This is a genomic window from Pseudomonas sp. TE3786 (assembly GCF_054057335.1).
In genome coordinates, this window is sequence record NZ_JBSRZF010000002.1 from 16,377 (window position 1) to 36,436 (window position 20,060).

General features: G+C 54.8%; 33 protein-coding genes. All 33 read left to right on the plus strand.

Features of this window, described 5'->3' with window-relative positions; translation table 11 throughout:
• Positions 1-147 precede the first annotated feature (147 nt).
• A complete protein-coding gene (gene rpsL, locus ACVW0Y_RS02440) occupies positions 148-519 on the plus strand; it encodes a 30S ribosomal protein S12 (protein ID WP_003186084.1) in 372 nt (123 codons plus the stop codon).
• A gap of 150 nt (positions 520-669) precedes the next feature.
• The gene (gene rpsG, locus ACVW0Y_RS02445) at positions 670-1,140 is read left to right on the plus strand and encodes a 30S ribosomal protein S7 (protein WP_002555493.1); all 471 of its coding nucleotides are present in this window, start codon (positions 670-672) and stop codon (positions 1,138-1,140) included.
• A 30-nt stretch (positions 1,141-1,170) separates the two neighbouring features.
• On the plus strand, positions 1,171-3,276 hold the full coding sequence (gene fusA, locus ACVW0Y_RS02450; protein WP_108096536.1) for an elongation factor G: 2,106 nt from the start codon (positions 1,171-1,173) through the stop codon (positions 3,274-3,276).
• A gap of 32 nt (positions 3,277-3,308) precedes the next feature.
• Positions 3,309-4,502: an elongation factor Tu gene (gene tuf / locus ACVW0Y_RS02455; protein WP_108096535.1), complete on the plus strand. Its 1,194-nt coding sequence runs from the start codon at positions 3,309-3,311 to the stop codon at positions 4,500-4,502.
• 139 nt (positions 4,503-4,641) lie between these two features.
• Positions 4,642-4,953 (plus strand): 30S ribosomal protein S10, encoded by a 312-nt coding sequence (gene rpsJ, locus ACVW0Y_RS02460; RefSeq protein WP_003186070.1) that lies wholly within the window; start codon positions 4,642-4,644, stop codon positions 4,951-4,953.
• Positions 4,954-5,036: 83 nt separating this feature from the next.
• Entirely contained in the window at positions 5,037-5,672 is a 636-nt protein-coding gene (rplC, locus tag ACVW0Y_RS02465) for a 50S ribosomal protein L3 (RefSeq protein ID WP_108096534.1), read from the plus strand.
• A gap of 12 nt (positions 5,673-5,684) precedes the next feature.
• Positions 5,685-6,287, plus strand: coding sequence for a 50S ribosomal protein L4 (gene rplD / locus ACVW0Y_RS02470; protein WP_108096533.1), 603 nt, complete (start codon positions 5,685-5,687; stop codon positions 6,285-6,287).
• Positions 6,284-6,583 carry a 50S ribosomal protein L23 gene (gene rplW / locus ACVW0Y_RS02475; RefSeq protein WP_002555488.1) on the plus strand — a complete coding sequence of 100 codons (300 nt, stop codon included), beginning with the start codon at positions 6,284-6,286 and terminating at the stop codon, positions 6,581-6,583. The genes rplD and rplW overlap by 4 nt, the downstream gene beginning before the upstream one ends.
• 14 nt (positions 6,584-6,597) lie before the next feature.
• Positions 6,598-7,422, plus strand: coding sequence for a 50S ribosomal protein L2 (rplB, locus tag ACVW0Y_RS02480; RefSeq protein ID WP_457435848.1), 825 nt, complete (start codon positions 6,598-6,600; stop codon positions 7,420-7,422).
• 16 nt (positions 7,423-7,438) lie between these two features.
• Positions 7,439-7,714, plus strand: coding sequence for a 30S ribosomal protein S19 (rpsS, locus tag ACVW0Y_RS02485; protein ID WP_003255482.1), 276 nt, complete (start codon positions 7,439-7,441; stop codon positions 7,712-7,714).
• 11 nt (positions 7,715-7,725) lie between these two features.
• The gene (gene rplV / locus ACVW0Y_RS02490; RefSeq protein WP_003103908.1) at positions 7,726-8,058 is read left to right on the plus strand and encodes a 50S ribosomal protein L22; all 333 of its coding nucleotides are present in this window, start codon (positions 7,726-7,728) and stop codon (positions 8,056-8,058) included.
• Positions 8,059-8,071: 13 nt separating this feature from the next.
• A complete protein-coding gene (gene rpsC, locus ACVW0Y_RS02495; protein WP_027982006.1) occupies positions 8,072-8,758 on the plus strand; it encodes a 30S ribosomal protein S3 in 687 nt (228 codons plus the stop codon).
• A 12-nt stretch (positions 8,759-8,770) separates the two neighbouring features.
• Entirely contained in the window at positions 8,771-9,184 is a 414-nt protein-coding gene (rplP, locus tag ACVW0Y_RS02500) for a 50S ribosomal protein L16 (RefSeq protein ID WP_108096531.1), read from the plus strand.
• A complete protein-coding gene (gene rpmC / locus ACVW0Y_RS02505; protein ID WP_002555481.1) occupies positions 9,184-9,375 on the plus strand; it encodes a 50S ribosomal protein L29 in 192 nt (63 codons plus the stop codon). The genes rplP and rpmC overlap by 1 nt, the downstream gene beginning before the upstream one ends.
• 2 nt (positions 9,376-9,377) lie before the next feature.
• Positions 9,378-9,644, plus strand: coding sequence for a 30S ribosomal protein S17 (gene rpsQ / locus ACVW0Y_RS02510; protein WP_108096530.1), 267 nt, complete (start codon positions 9,378-9,380; stop codon positions 9,642-9,644).
• 23 nt (positions 9,645-9,667) lie between these two features.
• Positions 9,668-10,036, plus strand: a complete 369-nt coding sequence (rplN, locus tag ACVW0Y_RS02515) for a 50S ribosomal protein L14 (protein WP_003289207.1) — start codon at positions 9,668-9,670, stop codon at positions 10,034-10,036.
• A gap of 11 nt (positions 10,037-10,047) precedes the next feature.
• Positions 10,048-10,362 (plus strand): 50S ribosomal protein L24, encoded by a 315-nt coding sequence (gene rplX, locus ACVW0Y_RS02520; RefSeq protein ID WP_010486994.1) that lies wholly within the window; start codon positions 10,048-10,050, stop codon positions 10,360-10,362.
• 20 nt (positions 10,363-10,382) lie between these two features.
• The gene (rplE, locus tag ACVW0Y_RS02525; protein WP_108096529.1) at positions 10,383-10,922 is read left to right on the plus strand and encodes a 50S ribosomal protein L5; all 540 of its coding nucleotides are present in this window, start codon (positions 10,383-10,385) and stop codon (positions 10,920-10,922) included.
• A gap of 13 nt (positions 10,923-10,935) precedes the next feature.
• A complete protein-coding gene (rpsN, locus tag ACVW0Y_RS02530) occupies positions 10,936-11,241 on the plus strand; it encodes a 30S ribosomal protein S14 (RefSeq protein WP_457435852.1) in 306 nt (101 codons plus the stop codon).
• A gap of 212 nt (positions 11,242-11,453) precedes the next feature.
• The gene (rpsH, locus tag ACVW0Y_RS02535; RefSeq protein ID WP_108096527.1) at positions 11,454-11,846 is read left to right on the plus strand and encodes a 30S ribosomal protein S8; all 393 of its coding nucleotides are present in this window, start codon (positions 11,454-11,456) and stop codon (positions 11,844-11,846) included.
• A 12-nt stretch (positions 11,847-11,858) separates the two neighbouring features.
• Positions 11,859-12,392 (plus strand): 50S ribosomal protein L6, encoded by a 534-nt coding sequence (gene rplF, locus ACVW0Y_RS02540; RefSeq protein WP_108096526.1) that lies wholly within the window; start codon positions 11,859-11,861, stop codon positions 12,390-12,392.
• Between the two features lie 10 nt (positions 12,393-12,402).
• Entirely contained in the window at positions 12,403-12,753 is a 351-nt protein-coding gene (gene rplR, locus ACVW0Y_RS02545) for a 50S ribosomal protein L18 (protein WP_108096525.1), read from the plus strand.
• Between the two features lie 3 nt (positions 12,754-12,756).
• Positions 12,757-13,278: a 30S ribosomal protein S5 gene (gene rpsE / locus ACVW0Y_RS02550; RefSeq protein ID WP_457435855.1), complete on the plus strand. Its 522-nt coding sequence runs from the start codon at positions 12,757-12,759 to the stop codon at positions 13,276-13,278.
• Positions 13,279-13,280: 2 nt separating this feature from the next.
• A complete protein-coding gene (gene rpmD / locus ACVW0Y_RS02555; RefSeq protein ID WP_110618213.1) occupies positions 13,281-13,457 on the plus strand; it encodes a 50S ribosomal protein L30 in 177 nt (58 codons plus the stop codon).
• Positions 13,458-13,460: 3 nt separating this feature from the next.
• Positions 13,461-13,895, plus strand: coding sequence for a 50S ribosomal protein L15 (gene rplO / locus ACVW0Y_RS02560; RefSeq protein WP_457435858.1), 435 nt, complete (start codon positions 13,461-13,463; stop codon positions 13,893-13,895).
• Complete coding sequence (gene secY, locus ACVW0Y_RS02565) at positions 13,896-15,224, plus strand: preprotein translocase subunit SecY (protein WP_271196084.1); 1,329 nt, start codon at positions 13,896-13,898, stop codon at positions 15,222-15,224. It begins immediately after the preceding gene.
• Positions 15,225-15,252: 28 nt separating this feature from the next.
• Positions 15,253-15,369 carry a 50S ribosomal protein L36 gene (gene rpmJ / locus ACVW0Y_RS02570; protein ID WP_002555468.1) on the plus strand — a complete coding sequence of 39 codons (117 nt, stop codon included), beginning with the start codon at positions 15,253-15,255 and terminating at the stop codon, positions 15,367-15,369.
• Between the two features lie 131 nt (positions 15,370-15,500).
• A complete protein-coding gene (gene rpsM / locus ACVW0Y_RS02575) occupies positions 15,501-15,857 on the plus strand; it encodes a 30S ribosomal protein S13 (RefSeq protein ID WP_108096520.1) in 357 nt (118 codons plus the stop codon).
• 30 nt (positions 15,858-15,887) lie between these two features.
• Complete coding sequence (gene rpsK, locus ACVW0Y_RS02580; RefSeq protein WP_002555466.1) at positions 15,888-16,277, plus strand: 30S ribosomal protein S11; 390 nt, start codon at positions 15,888-15,890, stop codon at positions 16,275-16,277.
• 17 nt (positions 16,278-16,294) lie between these two features.
• Positions 16,295-16,915 carry a 30S ribosomal protein S4 gene (gene rpsD, locus ACVW0Y_RS02585; RefSeq protein WP_110618216.1) on the plus strand — a complete coding sequence of 207 codons (621 nt, stop codon included), beginning with the start codon at positions 16,295-16,297 and terminating at the stop codon, positions 16,913-16,915.
• A 22-nt stretch (positions 16,916-16,937) separates the two neighbouring features.
• Positions 16,938-17,939: a DNA-directed RNA polymerase subunit alpha gene (locus tag ACVW0Y_RS02590; protein ID WP_108096518.1), complete on the plus strand. Its 1,002-nt coding sequence runs from the start codon at positions 16,938-16,940 to the stop codon at positions 17,937-17,939.
• 42 nt (positions 17,940-17,981) lie between these two features.
• Positions 17,982-18,368 (plus strand): 50S ribosomal protein L17, encoded by a 387-nt coding sequence (gene rplQ, locus ACVW0Y_RS02595; protein WP_108096517.1) that lies wholly within the window; start codon positions 17,982-17,984, stop codon positions 18,366-18,368.
• Positions 18,369-18,563: 195 nt separating this feature from the next.
• Positions 18,564-20,012: a catalase gene (locus ACVW0Y_RS02600; protein WP_457435861.1), complete on the plus strand. Its 1,449-nt coding sequence runs from the start codon at positions 18,564-18,566 to the stop codon at positions 20,010-20,012.
• Positions 20,013-20,060 lie beyond the last annotated feature (48 nt).

The window sequence follows — 20,060 nt, forward strand, 5'->3', positions numbered from 1 at the left end:
GAAGCGTAAGCGTCACCGGGCCTTGTCTTGACGGGGTGTCAGAAGCTCTTTAGACTCTTGTACCCCTAAATTTGGCGGGACTCTTGTCCTGCCATTTTGTTTTTCTTGTAAGACAATAGCGTCGAAAGACAACAGTGGAGCTAGTAGATGGCAACTATCAACCAGCTGGTACGTCAGCCGCGTAAGCGTATCGTCGAGAAATCCGACGTTCCTGCGCTGCAGAACTGCCCGCAACGTCGTGGCGTATGCACCCGTGTGTATACCACCACGCCGAAAAAACCTAACTCGGCACTGCGTAAAGTATGCCGTGTGCGTCTGACCAACGGTTTCGAGGTTTCCTCGTACATCGGCGGTGAAGGCCACAACCTGCAAGAGCACAGCGTGGTACTGATCCGCGGCGGTCGTGTAAAAGACTTGCCAGGTGTTCGTTACCACACCGTTCGCGGTTCCCTGGATACTTCCGGTGTTAAAGGTCGTAACCAAGGCCGTTCGAAATACGGTACCAAGCGTCCGAAGTAAGTGCAGCGCCCGAGTAATCGGTCGTTTCACCCAAAATAGATTTTCATTTTTCTGAGTCGATAAGAGTAAGGTCGGGCGTTCAACCCAGGATTGTCATCCAGGGGTTTTATTGTTCCCGGGCTAACCTGAAGACCGTTTGAGGGCTTATCCATGCCAAGAAGACGTGTAGCAGCCAAGCGCGAAGTGCTTGACGATCCAAAATACGGTAGCCAGATCCTGGCCAAGTTCATGAACCACGTAATGGAAAGCGGCAAGAAAGCCGTTGCCGAGCGTATCGTTTATGGTGCCCTGGAAAAGGTTAAAGAGCGTAAGAACAGCGATCCCCTGGAAATCTTCGAGAAAGCTCTCGACGCCATCGCTCCGCTGGTCGAAGTGAAGTCGCGCCGTGTAGGTGGTGCTACTTACCAGGTTCCGGTCGAAGTTCGTCCGTCCCGTCGTAACGCCCTGGCTATGCGCTGGTTGGTGGATTTCGCCCGTAAGCGTGGCGAGAAATCCATGGCCCTGCGTTTGGCTGGCGAGCTGTTGGATGCTGCTGAAGGCAAAGGTGCTGCAGTTAAGAAGCGTGAAGACGTGCACCGTATGGCTGAAGCCAACAAAGCGTTTTCGCACTACCGCTTCTAAATTCAGCGCTTCTAATATTGCGAGGGCTTTATGGCTCGTCTTACACCGATTTCCCGCTACCGTAACATCGGTATCGTCGCGCACGTGGATGCTGGCAAAACCACCACCACTGAGCGCGTGCTTTTTTACACTGGCGTGAACCACAAAATGGGCGAGGTGCATGATGGCGCCGCGACCATGGACTGGATGGTTCAGGAGCAGGAGCGCGGTATTACCATTACCTCCGCGGCTACTACTGCGTTCTGGTCTGGTTCCGTCAAGCAGCACAAAGACAGCTACCGCTTCAACATCATCGATACCCCCGGGCACGTTGACTTCACCATCGAAGTAGAGCGCTCGCTGCGCGTACTCGACGGCGCGGTTGTGGTGTTCTGTGGTACTTCGGGTGTTGAGCCGCAGTCGGAAACCGTATGGCGTCAAGCCAACAAATACGGCGTTCCGCGTCTTGTGTACGTGAACAAGATGGACCGTGCTGGCGCAAACTTCCTGCGCGTAGTTGGTCAGATCAAGCAGCGTCTGGGTCACACTCCGGTGCCAATCCAATTGGCTATCGGTGCTGAAGACAACTTCCAGGGTCAGATCGATCTGATGACCATGGAAGCTGTTTACTGGGATGACGCCGACAAGGGCATGGCTCCTCGTCGCGAAGCAATCCCGGCCGAGTTGCAAGAGTTGGCTAACGAGTGGCGCAGCAACATGATTGAAGCTGCCGCCGAAGCTAACGAAGAGCTGATGAACAAGTACCTCGAAGGTGAAGAGCTCACCAACGAGGAAATCAAGGCCGCTCTGCGTCAGCGTACCATCGCTGGCGAAATCGTCCTGGCTGTTTGCGGTTCTTCGTTCAAGAACAAGGGTGTTCCCCTGGTTCTCGACGCCGTTGTTGATTACCTGCCGGCCCCGGTCGACATTCCTGCCATCAAGGGTTCCGACCCGGATGACGAGACTGTTGAGATGGAGCGTCACGCAGACGACAGCGAGCCGTTCTCGGCTCTGGCGTTCAAGATCGCTACTGACCCATTCGTGGGTACTTTGACCTTTGCTCGCGTTTACTCGGGTGTGTTGAGCTCCGGCGACGGCGTGATCAACTCGGTTAAAGGCAAGAAAGAGCGCGTGGGCCGTATGGTGCAAATGCACGCAAACACCCGCGAAGAGATCAAAGAAGTACGCGCTGGCGACATCGCTGCTCTGATCGGTATGAAGGACGTCACCACTGGTGACACCCTCTGCTCTGCTGACAAGCCGATCATTCTGGTTCGTATGGACTTCCCGGAGCCGGTAATTTCCGTAGCCGTTGAGCCTAAGACCAAGGATGACCAGGAAAAAATGGGTATCGCTCTGGGCAAACTTGCTCAGGAAGACCCGTCGTTCCGCGTCAAGACCGACGAAGAGACTGGTCAGACCATCATCTCCGGTATGGGCGAGTTGCACCTGGATATTCTCGTCGACCGCATGAAGCGCGAGTTCGGTGTAGAAGCCAACATCGGTAAGCCTCAGGTTTCCTACCGCGAGAAGATCTCCAAGAGCTGTGAGATCGAAGGCAAGTTCGTTCGCCAGTCCGGCGGTCGTGGCCAGTTCGGTCACTGCTGGATTCGCTTCGCACCGGCTGACGAAGGTCAGGAAGGTCTGGAGTTCGTCAACGAAGTTGTGGGTGGTGTGGTTCCGAAGGAATACATCCCGGCGATCCAGAAGGGTATCGAAGAGCAGATGAAGAACGGCGTTGTTGCCGGTTATCCGCTGATCGGCCTGAAGGCTACCGTGTTTGATGGTTCCTACCACGACGTCGACTCCAACGAGATGGCGTTCAAAATCGCAGCTTCCATGGCGACCAAGCAGCTGGCCCAGAAGGGTGGCGGTGTTGTGCTTGAGCCGATCATGAAAGTTGAAGTGGTAACCCCGGAAGATTACATGGGTGACGTGATGGGTGACCTGAACCGTCGCCGTGGTTTGATCCAGGGTATGGAAGATACGGTTTCGGGCAAGGTTATCCGTGCCGAAGTGCCGTTGGGCGAGATGTTCGGTTATGCGACCGACGTCCGTTCCATGTCTCAGGGTCGCGCAAGCTACTCCATGGAATTCTCCAAATACTCCGAAGCTCCGTCGAACATCGTCGAAGCTCTGATCAAAAAACAAGGCTGATATCAGCCCCTTTAGGCAAGGAGTTTATTGTCGTGGCTAAAGAAAAATTTGAACGTAACAAACCGCACGTCAACGTTGGCACCATCGGTCACGTTGACCACGGTAAAACCACTCTGACCGCTGCTCTGACCCGTGTTTGCTCCGAGGTTTTCGGTTCGGCTCGCGTTGACTTCGACAAGATCGATAGCGCCCCGGAAGAAAAAGCTCGTGGTATCACCATCAACACCGCTCACGTTGAATACGATTCGGCTGTGCGTCACTACGCGCACGTTGACTGCCCAGGTCACGCCGACTACGTAAAAAACATGATCACCGGTGCTGCTCAGATGGACGGCGCTATCCTGGTTTGCTCGGCCGCTGATGGTCCGATGCCGCAAACTCGTGAGCACATCCTGCTGTCCCGTCAGGTTGGCGTTCCTTACATCGTTGTCTTCCTGAACAAGGCTGACATGGTGGATGACGCAGAGCTGCTGGAACTGGTTGAGATGGAAGTTCGCGACCTGCTGAGCACTTACGAGTTCCCAGGCGACGACACCCCGATCATCATCGGTTCGGCTCTGATGGCTCTGAACGGCCAAGACGACAACGAAATGGGCACTACCGCTGTTAAGAAGCTGGTAGAGACTCTGGATAGCTACATTCCTGAGCCGGTTCGCGTTATCGACAAGCCATTCCTGATGCCAATCGAAGACGTATTCTCGATCTCCGGTCGCGGTACTGTGGTTACCGGTCGTATCGAGCGCGGTATCGTCAAGGTTCAAGAGGCTCTGGAAATCGTAGGTCTGCGTGATACTACTCAGACTACCTGCACCGGCGTTGAAATGTTCCGCAAGCTGCTCGACGAAGGTCGTGCTGGCGAGAACTGCGGCGTTCTGCTGCGTGGTACCAAGCGTGAAGACGTTGAGCGTGGTCAGGTACTGGCCAAGCCGGGTTCGGTTAAGCCGCACACCAAGTTCGAAGCTGAGGTTTACATCCTGAGCAAAGACGAAGGTGGTCGTCACACCCCGTTCTTCAAAGGCTACCGTCCTCAGTTCTACTTCCGCACTACCGACGTAACTGGTAGCTGCGAACTGCCGGAAGGCGTTGAGATGGTAATGCCGGGCGACAACATCAAGATGGTTGTTACCTTGATCAAGTCGATCGCCATGGAAGATGGTCTGCGTTTCGCGATTCGCGAAGGCGGCCGTACCGTTGGTGCCGGCGTTGTTGCCAAAATCATCGAGTAATCGTTGATTTGTGAAAAAGCCCCCGCTTGCGGGGGTTTTTTTATTGGGTTGACACCTGTAGGGGGCGTCTATAGAATTGCGCCTCCTTTTAACGGGCGTATTGCGTCCGTTGGGAATAGCAACTGGGAGTCTGTGGACAATGCAAAATCAACAAATCCGGATTCGGTTGAAGGCTTTTGATCATCGCCTTATTGACCAATCCACCCAGGAAATCGTGGAAACCGCGAAACGTACTGGTGCTCAAGTGCGTGGTCCGATTCCTCTGCCCACTCGCAAAGAGCGTTTCACTGTTCTGGTTTCCCCGCACGTCAACAAAGACGCGCGTGACCAGTACGAGATTCGCACTCACAAGCGCGTTCTGGACATCGTCCAGCCGACGGATAAAACCGTTGACGCTCTTATGAAGCTTGATCTTGCAGCTGGTGTAGAAGTTCAGATCAGCCTCGGCTAAAACCGTCTGGTTTTAGTCGTGTAACGCTCTGAAATGGGCGGCCATAGCGGGTGAAAGCCCCGTACACTCATGAGGTTTACAACATGACTATTGGTGTAGTCGGTCGTAAATGCGGTATGACCCGTATTTTCACCGAAGAAGGTGTCTCCATTCCGGTTACGGTCATTGAGATCGAGCCGAATCGCGTCACCCAGTTTAAGACTGAAGAAAGCGATGGCTATCGTGCAGTGCAAGTCACTGTCGGTGAGCGTCGTGCTTCGCGCGTGACTGCTGCTCAAGCAGGTCACTTCGCTAAAGCTAACGTAGCTGCCGGTCGCGGCGTCTGGGAATTCCGTCTTGAAGAAGGCGACTACCAGGCTGGCGATCTGATCAATGCAGAAATTTTCCAAGCAGGTCAGCTGGTGGATGTCACCGGTCAGTCCAAAGGTAAAGGCTTCGCCGGTACCATCAAGCGCTGGAACTTCCGCGGTCAAGATAACACCCACGGTAACTCCGTCTCCCACCGCGTCCCTGGCTCTATCGGCCAGTGCCAGACTCCTGGTCGTGTATTCAAGGGCAAAAAAATGTCCGGTCATATGGGCGCTGAGCGCGTGACCGTGCAGTCCCTCGAAGTTGTGCGCGTCGACGCTGAACGCAATCTGCTGCTGGTTAAGGGCGCTGTTCCTGGCGCTACCGGTGGCAACCTGGTTGTGCGTCCGGCAGCCAAGGCTCGCGGTTAAGGGGAAGCTGACATGCAATTAAATGTAAATGGCGCTCAGGCGATCGAAGTTTCCGAACTGACCTTCGGCGGCGAATTCAACGAGACTCTGGTTCACCAGGCAGTCGTGGCCTACATGGCTGGCGGTCGTCAGGGTACCAAGCAGCAAAAGACCCGTTCTGACGTGTCCGGTGGCGGTAAGCGTCCATGGCGTCAAAAGGGTACTGGCCGCGCTCGTGCCGGTACTATCCGTAGCCCAATCTGGCGTGGCGGCGGTACCACTTTCGCAGCTCGTCCTCAGGATCATAGCCAAAAGCTGAACAAGAAGATGTATCGCGCAGCTTTGCGCTCCATCCTTGCTGAGCTGGTGCGTAGTGATCGTCTGGTTGTGGTTGAAGACTTCGCGGTCGACGCACCAAAAACCAAAACTCTGCTGAATAAGCTGAATGGCATGGGTCTGACTGATGTTCTGATCGTGTCTGATGCTGTTGATCAGAATCTGTACCTGGCTGCTCGCAACCTACCGCACGTCGATGTTCGTGACGTACAGGGTTCCGATCCGGTCAGTCTGATCGCATACGACAAAGTGTTGATCACTGTGTCGGCCGTGAAGAAATTCGAGGAGCTGCTGGGATGAACCAGGAACGCGTATTTAAAGTGCTACTTGGCCCGCACGTCTCTGAGAAAGCCACGGTTTTGGCTGACAAAAAAGGCCAGTTCGTTTTCAAGGTTGCTACCGATGCAACCAAGCTGGAAATCAAAAAGGCCGTCGAAAGCCTGTTCAGCGTGAAAGTTGAGCGTGTTACTACCCTGAACGTTCTGGGTAAGAGCAAGCGCACCGCTCGCGGTCTGGGCAAGCGTAACGACTGGAAGAAGGCAGTTATCTCCCTTCAGCCGGGTCAAGATCTCGACTTCAGCAGCAGTGCTGAGTAAGGAAGGGGAGCATCATGGCAATCGTTAAATGCAAACCGACCTCCGCTGGCCGCCGTTTTGTGGTCAAGGTGGTCAACCAGGAGCTGCATAAAGGCGCTCCTTACGCACCGCTGCTCGAGAAGAAGTCGAAGTCTGGTGGTCGTAACAACAATGGCCGTATTACCACTCGTCACATCGGTGGTGGTCATAAGCAGCATTACCGTCTGGTCGATTTCCGTCGCAATGACAAAGATGGCATCGCTGCCACTGTCGAGCGTATTGAATACGATCCAAACCGTACCGCTCACATCGCACTGTTGCTTTACGCAGACGGCGAACGCCGTTACATCATCGCCCCTAAAGGCGTGAGCGCTGGCGACCAGCTGATCTCGGGTGCTCTCGCTCCGATCAAGCCGGGCAACTCGCTGCAACTGCGTAACATCCCAGTCGGTAGCACCATTCATGGTGTTGAGTTGAAGCCGGGTAAAGGTGCTCAGATCGCTCGTTCCGCTGGTGCTTCGGCTCAGTTGATCGCTCGTGAAGGCGCTTACGTGACCCTGCGTCTGCGTTCCGGTGAAATGCGTAAAGTACTGGCCGAATGCCGTGCGACCCTGGGCGAAGTCTCGAACTCCGAGCACAGCCTGCGTTCGCTGGGTAAAGCTGGTGCCAAACGCTGGCGTGGCGTTCGCCCAACCGTTCGTGGTGTTGCCATGAACCCGGTTGACCACCCACATGGTGGTGGTGAAGGTCGTACCTCTGGTGGTCGTCATCCGGTGTCTCCATGGGGCTTCCCGACTAAGGGCGCGAAGACTCGTGGTAACAAACGCACCGATAACATGATCGTCCGTCGTCGCAAGTAAATAGAGGGATACGACAGTGCCACGTTCTCTGAAAAAAGGTCCTTTTATTGATCTTCACCTACTGAAGAAGGTCGAAGTGGCGGTGGAAAAGAACGATCGCAAGCCGGTGAAAACCTGGTCGCGTCGTTCGATGATCCTGCCACAAATGGTCGGTCTGACCATCGCTGTGCATAACGGTCGTCAACATGTTCCAGTTCTCGTGAACGAAGACATGGTCGGTCACAAACTGGGCGAGTTCGCCGGTACCCGTACATATCGCGGGCACGTGGCTGACAAGAAAGCCAAGCGTTAAGGGGTAAGGAAATGGAAGTAGCCGCTAAGTTGTCGGGCGCTCGAATCTCCGCCCAGAAAGCCCGCTTGGTCGCCGACCAAATCCGCGGGAAGAAGGTGGGCGAAGCGCTCAACCTGCTGGCTTTTAGCAGTAAGAAAGCCGCGGAAATCATGAAGAAAGTGCTGGAGTCGGCTGTAGCCAACGCCGAGCACAACGAAGGCGCTGACGTAGATGACCTCAAAGTCTCTACTGTTTTCGTCAACGAAGGGCGTTCGCTGAAGCGCATCATGCCACGTGCCAAAGGCCGTGCTGATCGCATCGTCAAGCGGTCTTGCCATATCACTGTCAAGGTTGCTGACAAGTAACGGAGTCGAAGAGATGGGTCAGAAAGTACATCCCATTGGCATTCGCCTGGGAATCGTCAAGGAGCACACCTCCGTCTGGTACGCCGACGGTCGGACTTATGCGGACTATTTGTTCGCAGATCTGAAGGTGCGTGAATACCTCCAAGACAAACTAAAAAGCGCGTCCGTAAGCCGTATCGACATCCATCGTCCGGCTCAGACTGCACGCATCACCATTCACACCGCTCGTCCAGGTATCGTTATCGGGAAGAAAGGTGAAGATGTTGAGAAGCTGCGTCAGGACCTGACCAAGCAAATGGGTGTGCCTGTGCACATCAATATCGAAGAGATCCGCAAGCCGGAGCTCGACGGTATGCTGGTTGCGCAGAGCGTAGCTCAGCAGCTGGAGCGTCGTGTGATGTTCCGTCGCGCTATGAAGCGTGCTGTACAGAACGCCATGCGTATTGGTGCCAAGGGCATCAAAATCCAAGTGAGCGGTCGTTTGGGCGGTGCAGAAATTGCCCGTACCGAGTGGTATCGCGAAGGTCGTGTGCCGTTGCACACCCTGCGTGCCGATATCGACTATGCCACGTACGAAGCGCACACCACTTACGGTGTGATCGGTGTGAAGGTTTGGATCTTCAAAGGCGAAGTAATTGGTGGTCGCCAAGAAGAACTGAAACCACAAGCACCAGCGCCTCGTAAAAAAGCTGCTAAGTAAGGGGTACGCCAAATGTTGCAACCAAAGCGTACGAAGTTCCGCAAGATGATGACAGGCCACAACCGTGGTCTGGCTCAGCGCGGTAGCAAAGTCAGCTTCGGCGAGTTCGCGCTGAAGTCTGTTGCCCGCGGTCGTCTCACCGCCCGTCAGATTGAGTCCGCCCGTCGTGCTCTGACTCGTCACGTAAAGCGTGGCGGGAAAATCTGGATTCGCGTGTTCCCAGACAAGCCTGTAACCAAGAAGCCTCTCGAAGTGCGGATGGGTAAAGGGAAGGGTAGCGTTGAATATTGGGTAGCCCAGATCCAGCCAGGCAAAGTCCTGTATGAGATCGAAGGCGTTTCCGAAGAGCTGGCGCGTGAGGCTTTCGCCCTGGCTGCTGCAAAGCTGCCGCTCGCCACCTCCTTTGTTAAGCGGACGGTGATGTGATGAAAGCGAATGAACTTCGTGAAAAATCAGCACAGCAGCTGAACGAGCAACTGCTCGGCCTGCTGCGCGACCAGTTCAATCTGCGTATGCAGAAAGCAACTGGCCAGTTGGGGCAGTCTCACCTGCTCTCGCAAGTTAAGCGCGACATCGCTCGCGTGAAGACTGTGCTTAACCAGCAGGCAGGTAAGTAATCATGGCTGAAGCTGAAAAAACTGTCCGTACGCTGACTGGCCGTGTCGTCAGCGACAAGATGGACAAGACCATCACCGTACTGATCGAGCGTCGCGTTAAGCACCCGATCTACGGTAAATACGTGAAGCGTTCGACCAAATTGCACGCCCACGACGAAACCAACCAGTGCCACATCGGCGACAAAGTCACTATTCGTGAAACTCGTCCGATGGCCAAGACCAAAAATTGGGCACTGGTTGAAGTCGTTGAACGCGCAGTGGAAGTCTAAGGACTAGGGGTCGGAGAAATTATATGATTCAGACTCAATCCATGCTCGATGTAGCTGATAACAGCGGCGCTCGTCGTGTTATGTGCATCAAGGTGTTGGGCGGTTCGCATCGTCGTTATGCCGGCATCGGCGACATCATCAAGGTTACCGTTAAGGAAGCAATTCCCCGCGGTAAAGTGAAAAAGGGCCAAGTGATGACTGCTGTTGTAGTCCGCACTCGTCACGGCGTTCGTCGCCCAGACGGCTCGATTATCCGCTTTGATGGCAACGCTGCTGTTCTGCTGAACAACAAGCAAGAGCCGATCGGCACCCGTATCTTTGGGCCCGTGACCCGTGAACTTCGCTCTGAGAAGTTCATGAAGATCGTCTCGCTCGCCCCTGAAGTGCTGTAAGGAGATCCGACATGCAAAAGATTCGTCGTGACGACGAGATCATCGTGATCGCCGGCAAAGACAAAGGTAAGCGTGGCAAGGTGCTCAAGGTTCTCGCTGACGACCGTTTGGTCGTTGGTGGGATCAACCTGGTGAAGCGCCATACCAAGCCGAACCCGATGTCGGGCGTTCAAGGCGGTATCGTCGAGAAAGAAGCGCCTCTGCACGCTTCCAACGTCGCCATTTTCAACTCTGAAACCAGCAAGGCTGATCGCGTTGGTTTTAAAGTAGAAGACGGCAAAAAAATTCGTGTCTTCAAGTCGACCCAAAAAGCGGTTGATGCTTGAACACTGCTAGGTAGAAGACCATGGCACGACTAAAAGAGATTTATCGGAAAGAAATCGCTCCGAAGCTTAAGGAAGAACTTAAGCTGTCGAACGTGATGGAAGTTCCGCGCGTTACCAAAATCACCCTGAACATGGGTCTCGGCGAAGCGATCGGTGATAAGAAAATCATCGAGCACGCGGTAGCGGATTTGGAAAAAATTACCGGTCAGAAAGTCGTTGTGACTTACGCTCGGAAATCCATCGCAGGCTTTAAAGTCCGTGAAGGTTGGCCGATCGGCGTTAAAGTTACTCTGCGTCGCGATCGTATGTACGAATTCCTGGATCGTCTGCTTTCGATCTCCCTGCCGCGGGTGCGTGACTTCCGCGGCCTGAATGCCAAGTCCTTCGATGGTCGTGGCAACTACAGCATGGGCGTTAAAGAGCAGATCATTTTCCCGGAAATCGATTACGACAAGATCGATGCTCTGCGCGGTCTGGACATCACCCTGACCACTACTGCTCGTACGGATGATGAAGGCCGCGCTCTGCTGCGTGCTTTCAAATTCCCGTTCCGCAACTGATCGGAGTAGGAACATGGCCAAGACAAGCATGAAAAACCGCGAGCTGAAGCGTCAGCAAACGGTTGCCAAGTACGCCAAAAAGCGTGCTGAGCTGAAAGCTACCATCCAGAATCCGAACACCAGTCCGGAAGCTCGTTGGGAAGCGCAGATCGCCCTGCAAAAGCAACCACGTGACGCCAGCGCTTCGCGCCTGCGCAACCGTTGCCGCATCACCGGTCGTCCGCACGGCGTGTACCGCAAGTTCGGCCTCGGCCGTAACAAGCTGCGCGAAGCTGCAATGCGCGGTGATGTACCAGGTCTGGTGAAAGCTAGCTGGTAAGTCAAAGTCTCGACATGCCAAGGCTGAGCCTTTAACCGTTCAGCCCTGGCAGTGAGCAAAAATGAATCAAGCCCCTTTTGGGGCTTGATTCATTTTTAATCAGTCTCTAGAATGCTCGGCTCGCCTGAGCCTGGCTTTTATATGCCTGGCATATTTCTAGCGATATGCAGTAGCCGTATGGCTAATTCTTTTGTTTCAGGAGCACCTAGCCCATGAGTATGCAGGACCCGTTAGCGGACATGCTAACTCGTATCCGTAATGCCCAGATGGCTGAAAAGTCCGTCGTAAGCATGCCGTCTTCCACGTTGAAGGTGGCTGTAGCCAAAGTCCTGAAGGACGAAGGTTATATCGCGGGTTTTCAGATCAGCAGCGATGTTAAGCCGCAGCTGTCCATCGAGCTGAAATACTTCGAAGGCCGTCCGGTCATCGAAGAAGTGAAGCGCGTCAGCCGTCCAGGCCTGCGCCAGTACAAGTCCGTTGATGACCTGCCGAAAGTTCGTGGCGGTCTCGGCGTTTCCATCGTCTCCACCAACAAAGGTGTGATGACGGATCGTGCTGCGCGCGCTGCCGGTGTCGGTGGCGAAGTGCTCTGCACCGTGTTCTAAGGGGGGATAAGCATGTCTCGCGTTGCTAAAAACCCCGTTAAGCTGCCAGCTGGTGTAGAGATCAAACTCGCCGGTCAACAGCTCTCGGTGAAGGGTGCCAAAGGCGCTCTCGAACTGAACGTTCATTCGTCCGTTGAAATTGTTGAGGAGGCTGGTGAGCTGCGTTTCGCGGCTCGCAATGGCGACCAACAAACTCGTGCAATGGCCGGTACCACCCGTGCGTTGGTGAATAACATGGTAATCGGCGTCAGCCAAGGCTTCGAGCGCAAGCTGCAGCTGGTTGGTGTTGGTTACAAAGCTCAGGCCAAAGGCGAAATCCTTTCCCTGGCGCTTGGCTTCTCGCACCCGGTGGACTACGAACTGCCACAAGGCGTTACCGCAGAAACTCCTAGCCAAACCGATATCCTGATCAAGGGCATCGATAAGCAACTGGTGGGTCAAGTGGCCGCTGAGATCCGTGACTTCCGTCCGCCAGAACCTTACAAAGGTAAAGGTGTGCGTTACGCAGACGAAGTCGTCCGCCGTAAAGAAGCGAAGAAGAAGTAGGGCATAGCAAATGACCGACAAAAAAGTTACTCGACTGCGTCGCGCTCGCAAAGCACGCCTGAAAATGCACGAGCTAGAAGCCGTGCGTCTCTGCGTGTACCGCTCTTCGCAGCACATTTACGCCCAGGTCATCTCGGCCGACGGCAGCAAAGTCCTGGCAAGCGCTTCGACTTTGGACAAGGATCTGCGTGCTGGTGCCACTGGCAACATCGACGCGGCCACGAAAGTTGGCCAACTGGTTGCTGAGCGTGCGAAAGCCGCTGGCGTCACTCAGGTGGCATTCGACCGTTCTGGCTTCAAGTACCACGGCCGCGTTAAGGCGCTGGCTGATGCTGCTCGTGAAGGCGGGCTGGAGTTCTAAGTTATGGCAAATAACGATCAAAGACGCGACAGCCGCGACAACGGCAACGACGAAGGCTACATCGAGAAACTGGTACAAGTTAATCGCGTAGCCAAGACCGTAAAAGGCGGCCGTATCTTCACTTTCACCGCGTTGACCGTGGTGGGTGATGGCAAGGGCCGTGTTGGTTTCGGTCGCGGTAAATCCCGCGAAGTGCCAGCCGCTATCCAGAAAGCTATGGAAGCTGCTCGTCGCAATATGATTCAAGTGGACCTGAACGGCACCACTCTGCAGTACGCAATGAAGTCTGCTCATGGCGCCTCCAAGGTGTACATGCAGCCTGCTTCTGAAGGTACCGGTATCATCGCTGGCGGCGCTATGCGTGCTGTCCTCGAGGTTGCTGGCGTGCAGAACGTGTTGGCCAAGTGCTACGGCTCGACTAACCCGGTAAACGTGGTTCACGCCACTTTCAAAGGTTTGAAAGCTATGCAATCCCCAGGTTCTATTTCTGCCAAGCGCGGCAAGAGCGTTGAGGAGATCCGCTGATCATGGCTACCGTAAAAGTAACGCTGATCAAGAGCATGACCGGTCGTATCCCTAACCACAAATTGTGCGTTAAGGGTTTGGGTCTGCGTCGCATCGGTCACACTGTAGAAGTCCTGGATACTCCGGCTAACCGCGGGATGATCAACAAGGCTTACTACATGCTGCGAGTTGAGGGTTAACACATGCACCTGAACGATCTGAGTCCTGCGCCGGGTTCCCGTCGCGAGAAGCACCGTCCGGGCCGTGGTATCGGTAGCGGTTTGGGTAAGACTGGTGGCCGTGGCCACAAAGGTCAGACCTCCCGCTCCGGTGGCACCATCGCTCCGGGCTTTGAAGGCGGTCAACAGCCGCTGCATCGTCGTCTGCCGAAGTTCGGCTTCGTCTCCCTGAAGGCTATGGATCGTGCAGAAGTTCGCACCTCCGAGCTGAATAAAGTGGAAGGCGATGTTGTGACTTTGCAGTCACTTAAGGATGCCAACCTGATTAATCAAAACGTACAGCGCGTGAAAGTAATGCTGTCCGGTGAGATTACTCGTGCGGTGATCCTCAAAGGTATCGCGGCCACCAAAGGTGCGCGCGCGGCTATCGAAGCAGCTGGCGGCAAATTCGAGGAATAAATGGCTAAGCAAGGTGCTCTCTCAGCGCTCAGCAATGGCGGGTTATCCGAGCTCTGGGCTCGTCTGCGCTTTCTCCTTATGGCGATCATCGTCTATCGAGTAGGTGCGCACATCCCAGTTCCTGGTATCAACCCGGACCGGTTGGCGGATCTGTTTCGGCAGAATGAGGGGACCATTCTTAGCTTGTTCAACATGTTTTCCGGCGGCGCGCTGGAGCGTATGAGCATTTTTGCACTGGGGATCATGCCGTACATCTCGGCGTCGATCATCATGCAGCTCATGACCGCTGTCAGTCCGCAGCTGGAGCAGTTGAAGAAGGAAGGTGAATCTGGCCGTCGCAAGATCAGCCAGTACACCCGCTACGGCACCTTGATTCTGGCGTTTGTGCAGGCAACCGGCATGTCCGTTGGCCTGGCTGGTCAAGGTGTAGCGTTCTCGGGCGATTTCGGCTTTCACTTCGTGGCAGTCAGCACCTTTGTTGCTGGTGCCATGTTCATGATGTGGCTGGGTGAGCAGATCACTGAGCGCGGTGTCGGTAACGGCATCTCGATGTTGATCTTCTCAGGTATTGTCGCTGGTTTGCCGCGTGCAATTGGGCAGTCTTTCGAGTCTGCGCGTCAGGGTGATATCAATATCTTCGCCCTGGTTGCAATCGGCTTGCTCGCGGTAGCGATCATCGGTTTTGTGGTGTTCATTGAGCGTGGTCAGCGTCGTATCGCCGTTCACTACGCCAAGCGTCAGCAGGGCCGCAAGGTCTTCGCTGCGCAGACTAGCCACTTGCCGTTGAAGGTGAACATGGCCGGCGTTATCCCGGCTATTTTCGCCAGTAGCCTTCTGTTGTTCCCGGCTTCGCTGGGCGCCTGGTTTGGCCAGTCTGCAGGTTTGGGCTGGCTTCAGGATGTTTCACAGGCTATCGCTCCTGGTCAGCCGTTGAATATCTTGCTGTTTAGTGCAGGGATCGTGTTCTTCTGCTTCTTCTACACAGCGTTGATGTTCAACCCGAAAGACGTAGCGGAAAACCTGAAGAAGTCTGGTGCCTTTATTCCTGGCATCCGTCCAGGTGAGCAATCGGCGCGCTATATCGATGGCGTGTTGACTCGCTTAACCATGTTCGGTGCTTTGTACATGATGGCTGTTTGCTTGCTGCCCCAGTTCCTGGTGGTTGCCGCAAACGTGCCGTTCTACCTTGGCGGGACCTCGTTGCTGATCGTGGTAGTGGTTGTGATGGACTTTATGTCGCAAGTACAATCGCACCTCGTTTCACACCAGTACGAATCCCTGATGAAGAAAGCCAACCTGAAGGGCTACGGCAACGGCATGCTCCGTTAATGTGTCCATAAGGTTCGAGGAGTTGGTGATGAAAGTTCGTGCATCGGTGAAAAAGCTGTGCCGCAACTGCAAGATTATTCGCCGTGAAGGTGTCGTGCGAGTCATCTGCAGTGCAGAACCGCGTCACAAGCAGCGCCAAGGCTGAGTGTGATCAAAAGCTATAAGCCCGGCAGCTAGTGCGCTGTCGGGTTGCTTATTTGTTATTACAGCGTTAATATCTCGCGCCCTTTTCTTGGCTTCCGGGGCGTAGGTAGCTGTCAATTGGAGTTTCATTGAATGGCCCGTATTGCAGGCGTCAACATTCCAGATAACAAGCATACTGTTATCTCGCTGACCTACATCTTCGGTGTTGGTCGCACAACTGCGCAGAAAATTTGCGCAACCACCGGGGTTAACCCGGCGGCAAAGATCAAAGATCTGAGCGATGAGCAGATTGAGCTTCTGCGTGGCGAAGTGGCAAAGGTAAACACCGAGGGTGACCTGCGCCGTGAAGTCAACATGAAAATCAAGCGCTTGATGGACCTGGGTTGCTACCGCGGCCTGCGTCACCGTCGCGGCCTTCCGGTCCGTGGCCAGCGTACCAAGACCAACGCACGTACCCGTAAGGGTCCGCGTAAGCCGATCCGCAAGTAATCGCGCCCGCGAATCGACAGGAATCTAGTCATGGCAAAACCTGCTGCTCGTCCTCGTAAAAAAGTCAAAAAGACAGTGGTTGATGGCATCGCCCACATCCACGCGTCTTTCAACAACACCATTGTGACCATTACCGATCGTCAAGGTAACGCCCTGTCCTGGGCTACCTCTGGTGGTTCGGGTTTCCGCGGTTCACGCAAGTCCACCCCGTTCGCTGCTCAAGTAGCTGCTGAACGTGCTGGTCAAGCTGCGCTGGAATATGGCCTGAAAAACCTCGACGTTAACGTCAAGGGCCCAGGTCCAGGTCGTGAGTCCGCTGTCCGTGCTTTGAACGGCTGCGGTTACAAGATCGCCAGCATCACCGACGTGACGCCAATCCCGCATAACGGGTGCCGTCCGCCGAAGAAGCGCCGCGTGTAATCAGGAGACGATAGATAATGGCTCGTTACATTGGTCCGAAATGCAAACTGGCGCGTCGTGAAGGCACTGATCTGTTCCTGAAAAGCGGCGTTCGCGCCCTGGAATCGAAGTGCAACATTGAAGCTGCCCCTGGTATCCACGGTCAGCGCCGCGGTCGCCAATCCGACTACGGTACCCAACTGCGTGAAAAGCAGAAGGTCCGTCGTATCTATGGCGTGCTTGAGCGTCAATTCAGCGGTTACTACAAAGAAGCTGCCGGCAAGAAAGGCGCTACTGGTGAGAACCTGCTGCAACTGCTCGAATGCCGTCTGGATAACGTTGTATACCGTATGGGCTTCGGCGCTACCCGTGCTGAATCCCGTCAGCTGGTTTCGCATAAAGCGATCAGCATCAACGGTAAAACTGTAAACATCCCGTCCTACCAGGTTCGTGCTGGTGACGTTGTTGCAGTTCGCGAGAAATCGAAGAATCAGCTGCGCATTGTTCAAGCTCTTGAGCTGTGTGCCCAGCGTGGCCGCGTTGAATGGGTAGATGTAGACACTGAGAAGAAATCGGGCGTTTTCAAAAGCGTACCAGCTCGCAGTGACCTCTCCGCCGACATCAACGAAAGCCTGATTGTCGAGCTCTACTCCAAGTAAGGGCTAGAAAATAGGTGCATCCATGCAGATTTCGGTAAATGAGTTCCTGACCCCCCGCCACATTGATGTGCAGGTGGTCAGTCCGACCCGCGCTAAGATCACTCTCGAGCCTCTCGAGCGTGGTTTTGGCCACACTTTGGGCAACGCGCTTCGTCGCATTTTGTTGTCCTCAATGCCTGGCTGTGCAGTAGTCGAGGCCGAGATTGACGGTGTGCTCCACGAGTACAGCGCCATCGAAGGTGTACAGGAAGACGTAATTGAAATCCTGCTCAACCTGAAAGGTCTGGCTATTAAGTTGCACGGTCGTGACGAAGTGACTCTGACACTGGCGAAGAAGGGCTCGGGCGTAGTTACCGCTGCCGATATTCAGCTGGATCATGATGTCGAGATCGTCAATGGTGATCACGTTATTGCCAACCTGGCTTCTAACGGCGCACTGAACATGAAGCTCACTGTGGCTCGTGGTCGCGGCTATGAGCCTGCTGATTCGCGTCAGAGTGATGAAGACGAAAGCCGCAGCATCGGTCGCTTGCAGCTGGACTCTTCTTTCAGCCCCGTACGCCGTGTTGCGTACGTCGTTGAAAACGCCCGTGTTGAGCAGCGTACTAACCTTGACAAGCTGGTTATTGACCTGGAAACCAACGGTACCCTGGATCCTGAAGAGGCCATCCGCCGTGCTGCAACCATTCTGCAACAGCAGTTGGCTGCGTTCGTCGACCTCAAAGGTGACAGTGAGCCAGTGGTAATCGAGCAGGAAGACGAGATCGATCCGATCCTGCTGCGTCCGGTTGATGATCTGGAACTGACCGTTCGTTCGGCCAACTGCCTCAAGGCGGAGAACATCTACTACATCGGCGATCTGATTCAGCGCACCGAAGTAGAACTGTTGAAAACTCCGAACTTGGGCAAGAAGTCCCTGACTGAGATCAAGGACGTGCTGGCCTCTCGTGGTCTTTCTCTCGGTATGCGCCTCGACAACTGGCCACCGGCAAGTCTTAAGAAGGACGACAAGGCGACTGCCTGATCGTCGTAATCACCGAACGTAAGTTTGGTAAGGAATTGAACCATGCGTCATCGTAAGAGTGGTCGTCACCTGAGCCGCACTAGCGCTCACCGCAAGGCCATGTTTCAAAACATGGCGGTGTCGCTGTTTGAGCACGAGCTGATCAAAACGACCCTGCCTAAGGCCAAGGAACTGCGTCGCGTAGCCGAGCCGCTGATCACCCTGGCTAAAGAAGATAGTTTGGCAAACCGCCGTTTGGCCTTCGACCGTACTCGTTCGAAAGCCATCGTGGGTAAGCTGTTCAACGACCTGGGCAAGCGCTACGCCACCCGTCAGGGCGGTTACCTGCGTATCCTCAAGTGCGGTTTCCGCGCTGGCGACAATGCTCCAATGGCTTATGTTGAGCTGGTTGACCGTCCGGTCGGCGGCGCAGCTGTAGACGCTGAGTAAGTCGTAGGTTGTAAGAAAAACCGGGCCTTGGCCCGGTTTTTTTATGCCTGAAATATCCGACTCTATTGATTCTTGAATATCAAAGTATTTACCTATCGATAGGTTGTATTTAATAAATTAGTTCTAATCGATACCGCTCTTTAACCTCTCCTCCAGTGCCGGGAAACACCGGATGAATATGATCAGGAGAGCGAAATGAGCCAGTCCCCCATCCTCACTACTGCAAGCGGTGCACCGGTTGCGGACAACCAGAATTCTCGTTCGGCCGGTGCCCATGGCCCGTTGCTGTTGGACGACTTCCATCTGGTGGAGAAGCTGGCCCACTTCAACCGCGAAGTGATTCCGGAGCGTCGAGTGCACGCCAAAGGCTCGGGTGCCTACGGTACGTTCACCGTTACTCGCGATATCACCGCACTCACCCATGCCAAGCTGTTCGAATCGATGGGCAAACAAACCCCGATGTTTCTGCGCTTCTCCACTGTGGGCGGCGAACGAGGTTCCGCTGATACGGAGCGTGATCCACGTGGGTTTGCGGTTAAGTTCTACACCGAAGAAGGTAACTGGGACGTCGTGGGCAATAACACCCCGGTGTTCTTTATCCGCGACCCGCTGAAATTCCCCGATTTCATCCATACGCAAAAACGTCTGCCGCAAAGCAACCTGAAAAGCCCGCAGATGATGTGGGACTTCTGGTCACTGTCGCCTGAGTCGCTGCACCAGGTCACGATTCTGTTTTCCGACCGCGGCATACCGGACGGCTATCGCTTTATGCACGGTTTTGGTAGCCACACCTTCAGTCTGATCAATGCCGCCGGCGAGCGTCACTGGGTGAAGTGGCATTACAAGAGTCAGCAGGGCATCAAAAACCTTTCGCCGACCCTTGCTGCGCACCTGGCGGGTACTGATCCTGATTACGCGCAGCGCGATCTGTTTGGTGCCATCGAGCGTGGTGATTTCCCCAAGTGGAAGGTCTGTATCCAGGTAATGACCAAGGCGCAGGCGGCGGCTCATCGCGAAAACCCCTTCGACGTTACCAAGACCTGGTCGCAAAAGGAGTTTCCCTTGATCGAGGTCGGCGAGATCGAGCTCAATCGTAATCCACAGAATTACTTCGCCGAGGTGGAACAGGCTGCGTTTGCGCCGAGCAACCTGGTGCCGGGTGTAGGGTTGTCGCCTGACCGCATGCTGCAGGGCCGTGTGTTCGCTTACGCCGATGCGCATCGCTATCGTATCGGTACCAACCACCAGCAACTGCCGGTAAACGCGGCGAAATCGCCGGTGCAAAACTATCAGCGCGACGGCTCCATGCGGTTTGACGGCAATGGTGGTGCGACGCCTAACTACGAGCCAAACAGCTACGCGAGCGCGCCGAAACAAGCGCCGCAATATCGCGAGCCTGCCTTGGCACTGGAAGGGGCGGCAGATCGTTACGATCACCGCACTGACAGCGACTATTACAGCCAGGCCGGCGCGCTGTTCCGCTTGATGAGCGCTGAGCAGCAGGCCTTGTTGATCAGCAATATCGCCGGTGCGATGCAAGGGGTCAGTGAGGATGTGCAACGCCGTCAGCTGGCTCACTTCAGTCAGGCCGATGCGGCGTATGGGCGCGGAATCGCCAAGGCGCTAGGTTTTAATCTGGAGTAACTGCGGTTGAACAAAAAAAGACGCCCCTATGGGCGTCTTTTTTATGCT

Coding starts and splice junctions, on each gene's coding strand:
- rpsN (WP_457435852.1), top strand. CDS start 10,936: ATGGCCAAGACAAGCATGAAAAACCGCGAGCTGAAGCGTCAGCAAACG.
- rplE (WP_108096529.1), top strand. CDS start 10,383: ATGGCACGACTAAAAGAGATTTATCGGAAAGAAATCGCTCCGAAGCTT.
- rpmD (WP_110618213.1), top strand. CDS start 13,281: ATGGCTACCGTAAAAGTAACGCTGATCAAGAGCATGACCGGTCGTATC.
- rplD (WP_108096533.1), top strand. CDS start 5,685: ATGCAATTAAATGTAAATGGCGCTCAGGCGATCGAAGTTTCCGAACTG.
- rpsD (WP_110618216.1), top strand. CDS start 16,295: ATGGCTCGTTACATTGGTCCGAAATGCAAACTGGCGCGTCGTGAAGGC.
- rpsQ (WP_108096530.1), top strand. CDS start 9,378: ATGGCTGAAGCTGAAAAAACTGTCCGTACGCTGACTGGCCGTGTCGTC.
- rplN (WP_003289207.1), top strand. CDS start 9,668: ATGATTCAGACTCAATCCATGCTCGATGTAGCTGATAACAGCGGCGCT.
- rpsH (WP_108096527.1), top strand. CDS start 11,454: ATGAGTATGCAGGACCCGTTAGCGGACATGCTAACTCGTATCCGTAAT.
- rpsC (WP_027982006.1), top strand. CDS start 8,072: ATGGGTCAGAAAGTACATCCCATTGGCATTCGCCTGGGAATCGTCAAG.
- rplV (WP_003103908.1), top strand. CDS start 7,726: ATGGAAGTAGCCGCTAAGTTGTCGGGCGCTCGAATCTCCGCCCAGAAA.
- rpsJ (WP_003186070.1), top strand. CDS start 4,642: ATGCAAAATCAACAAATCCGGATTCGGTTGAAGGCTTTTGATCATCGC.
- rpsE (WP_457435855.1), top strand. CDS start 12,757: ATGGCAAATAACGATCAAAGACGCGACAGCCGCGACAACGGCAACGAC.
- rplP (WP_108096531.1), top strand. CDS start 8,771: ATGTTGCAACCAAAGCGTACGAAGTTCCGCAAGATGATGACAGGCCAC.
- rplX (WP_010486994.1), top strand. CDS start 10,048: ATGCAAAAGATTCGTCGTGACGACGAGATCATCGTGATCGCCGGCAAA.
- secY (WP_271196084.1), top strand. CDS start 13,896: ATGGCTAAGCAAGGTGCTCTCTCAGCGCTCAGCAATGGCGGGTTATCC.
- rpsG (WP_002555493.1), top strand. CDS start 670: ATGCCAAGAAGACGTGTAGCAGCCAAGCGCGAAGTGCTTGACGATCCA.
- rpmJ (WP_002555468.1), top strand. CDS start 15,253: ATGAAAGTTCGTGCATCGGTGAAAAAGCTGTGCCGCAACTGCAAGATT.
- rplF (WP_108096526.1), top strand. CDS start 11,859: ATGTCTCGCGTTGCTAAAAACCCCGTTAAGCTGCCAGCTGGTGTAGAG.
- rplO (WP_457435858.1), top strand. CDS start 13,461: ATGCACCTGAACGATCTGAGTCCTGCGCCGGGTTCCCGTCGCGAGAAG.
- rplC (WP_108096534.1), top strand. CDS start 5,037: ATGACTATTGGTGTAGTCGGTCGTAAATGCGGTATGACCCGTATTTTC.
- rplR (WP_108096525.1), top strand. CDS start 12,403: ATGACCGACAAAAAAGTTACTCGACTGCGTCGCGCTCGCAAAGCACGC.
- rplQ (WP_108096517.1), top strand. CDS start 17,982: ATGCGTCATCGTAAGAGTGGTCGTCACCTGAGCCGCACTAGCGCTCAC.
- fusA (WP_108096536.1), top strand. CDS start 1,171: ATGGCTCGTCTTACACCGATTTCCCGCTACCGTAACATCGGTATCGTC.
- rpsK (WP_002555466.1), top strand. CDS start 15,888: ATGGCAAAACCTGCTGCTCGTCCTCGTAAAAAAGTCAAAAAGACAGTG.
- rpsM (WP_108096520.1), top strand. CDS start 15,501: ATGGCCCGTATTGCAGGCGTCAACATTCCAGATAACAAGCATACTGTT.
- rplB (WP_457435848.1), top strand. CDS start 6,598: ATGGCAATCGTTAAATGCAAACCGACCTCCGCTGGCCGCCGTTTTGTG.
- rpsL (WP_003186084.1), top strand. CDS start 148: ATGGCAACTATCAACCAGCTGGTACGTCAGCCGCGTAAGCGTATCGTC.
- ACVW0Y_RS02590 (WP_108096518.1), top strand. CDS start 16,938: ATGCAGATTTCGGTAAATGAGTTCCTGACCCCCCGCCACATTGATGTG.
- rplW (WP_002555488.1), top strand. CDS start 6,284: ATGAACCAGGAACGCGTATTTAAAGTGCTACTTGGCCCGCACGTCTCT.
- ACVW0Y_RS02600 (WP_457435861.1), top strand. CDS start 18,564: ATGAGCCAGTCCCCCATCCTCACTACTGCAAGCGGTGCACCGGTTGCG.
- rpmC (WP_002555481.1), top strand. CDS start 9,184: ATGAAAGCGAATGAACTTCGTGAAAAATCAGCACAGCAGCTGAACGAG.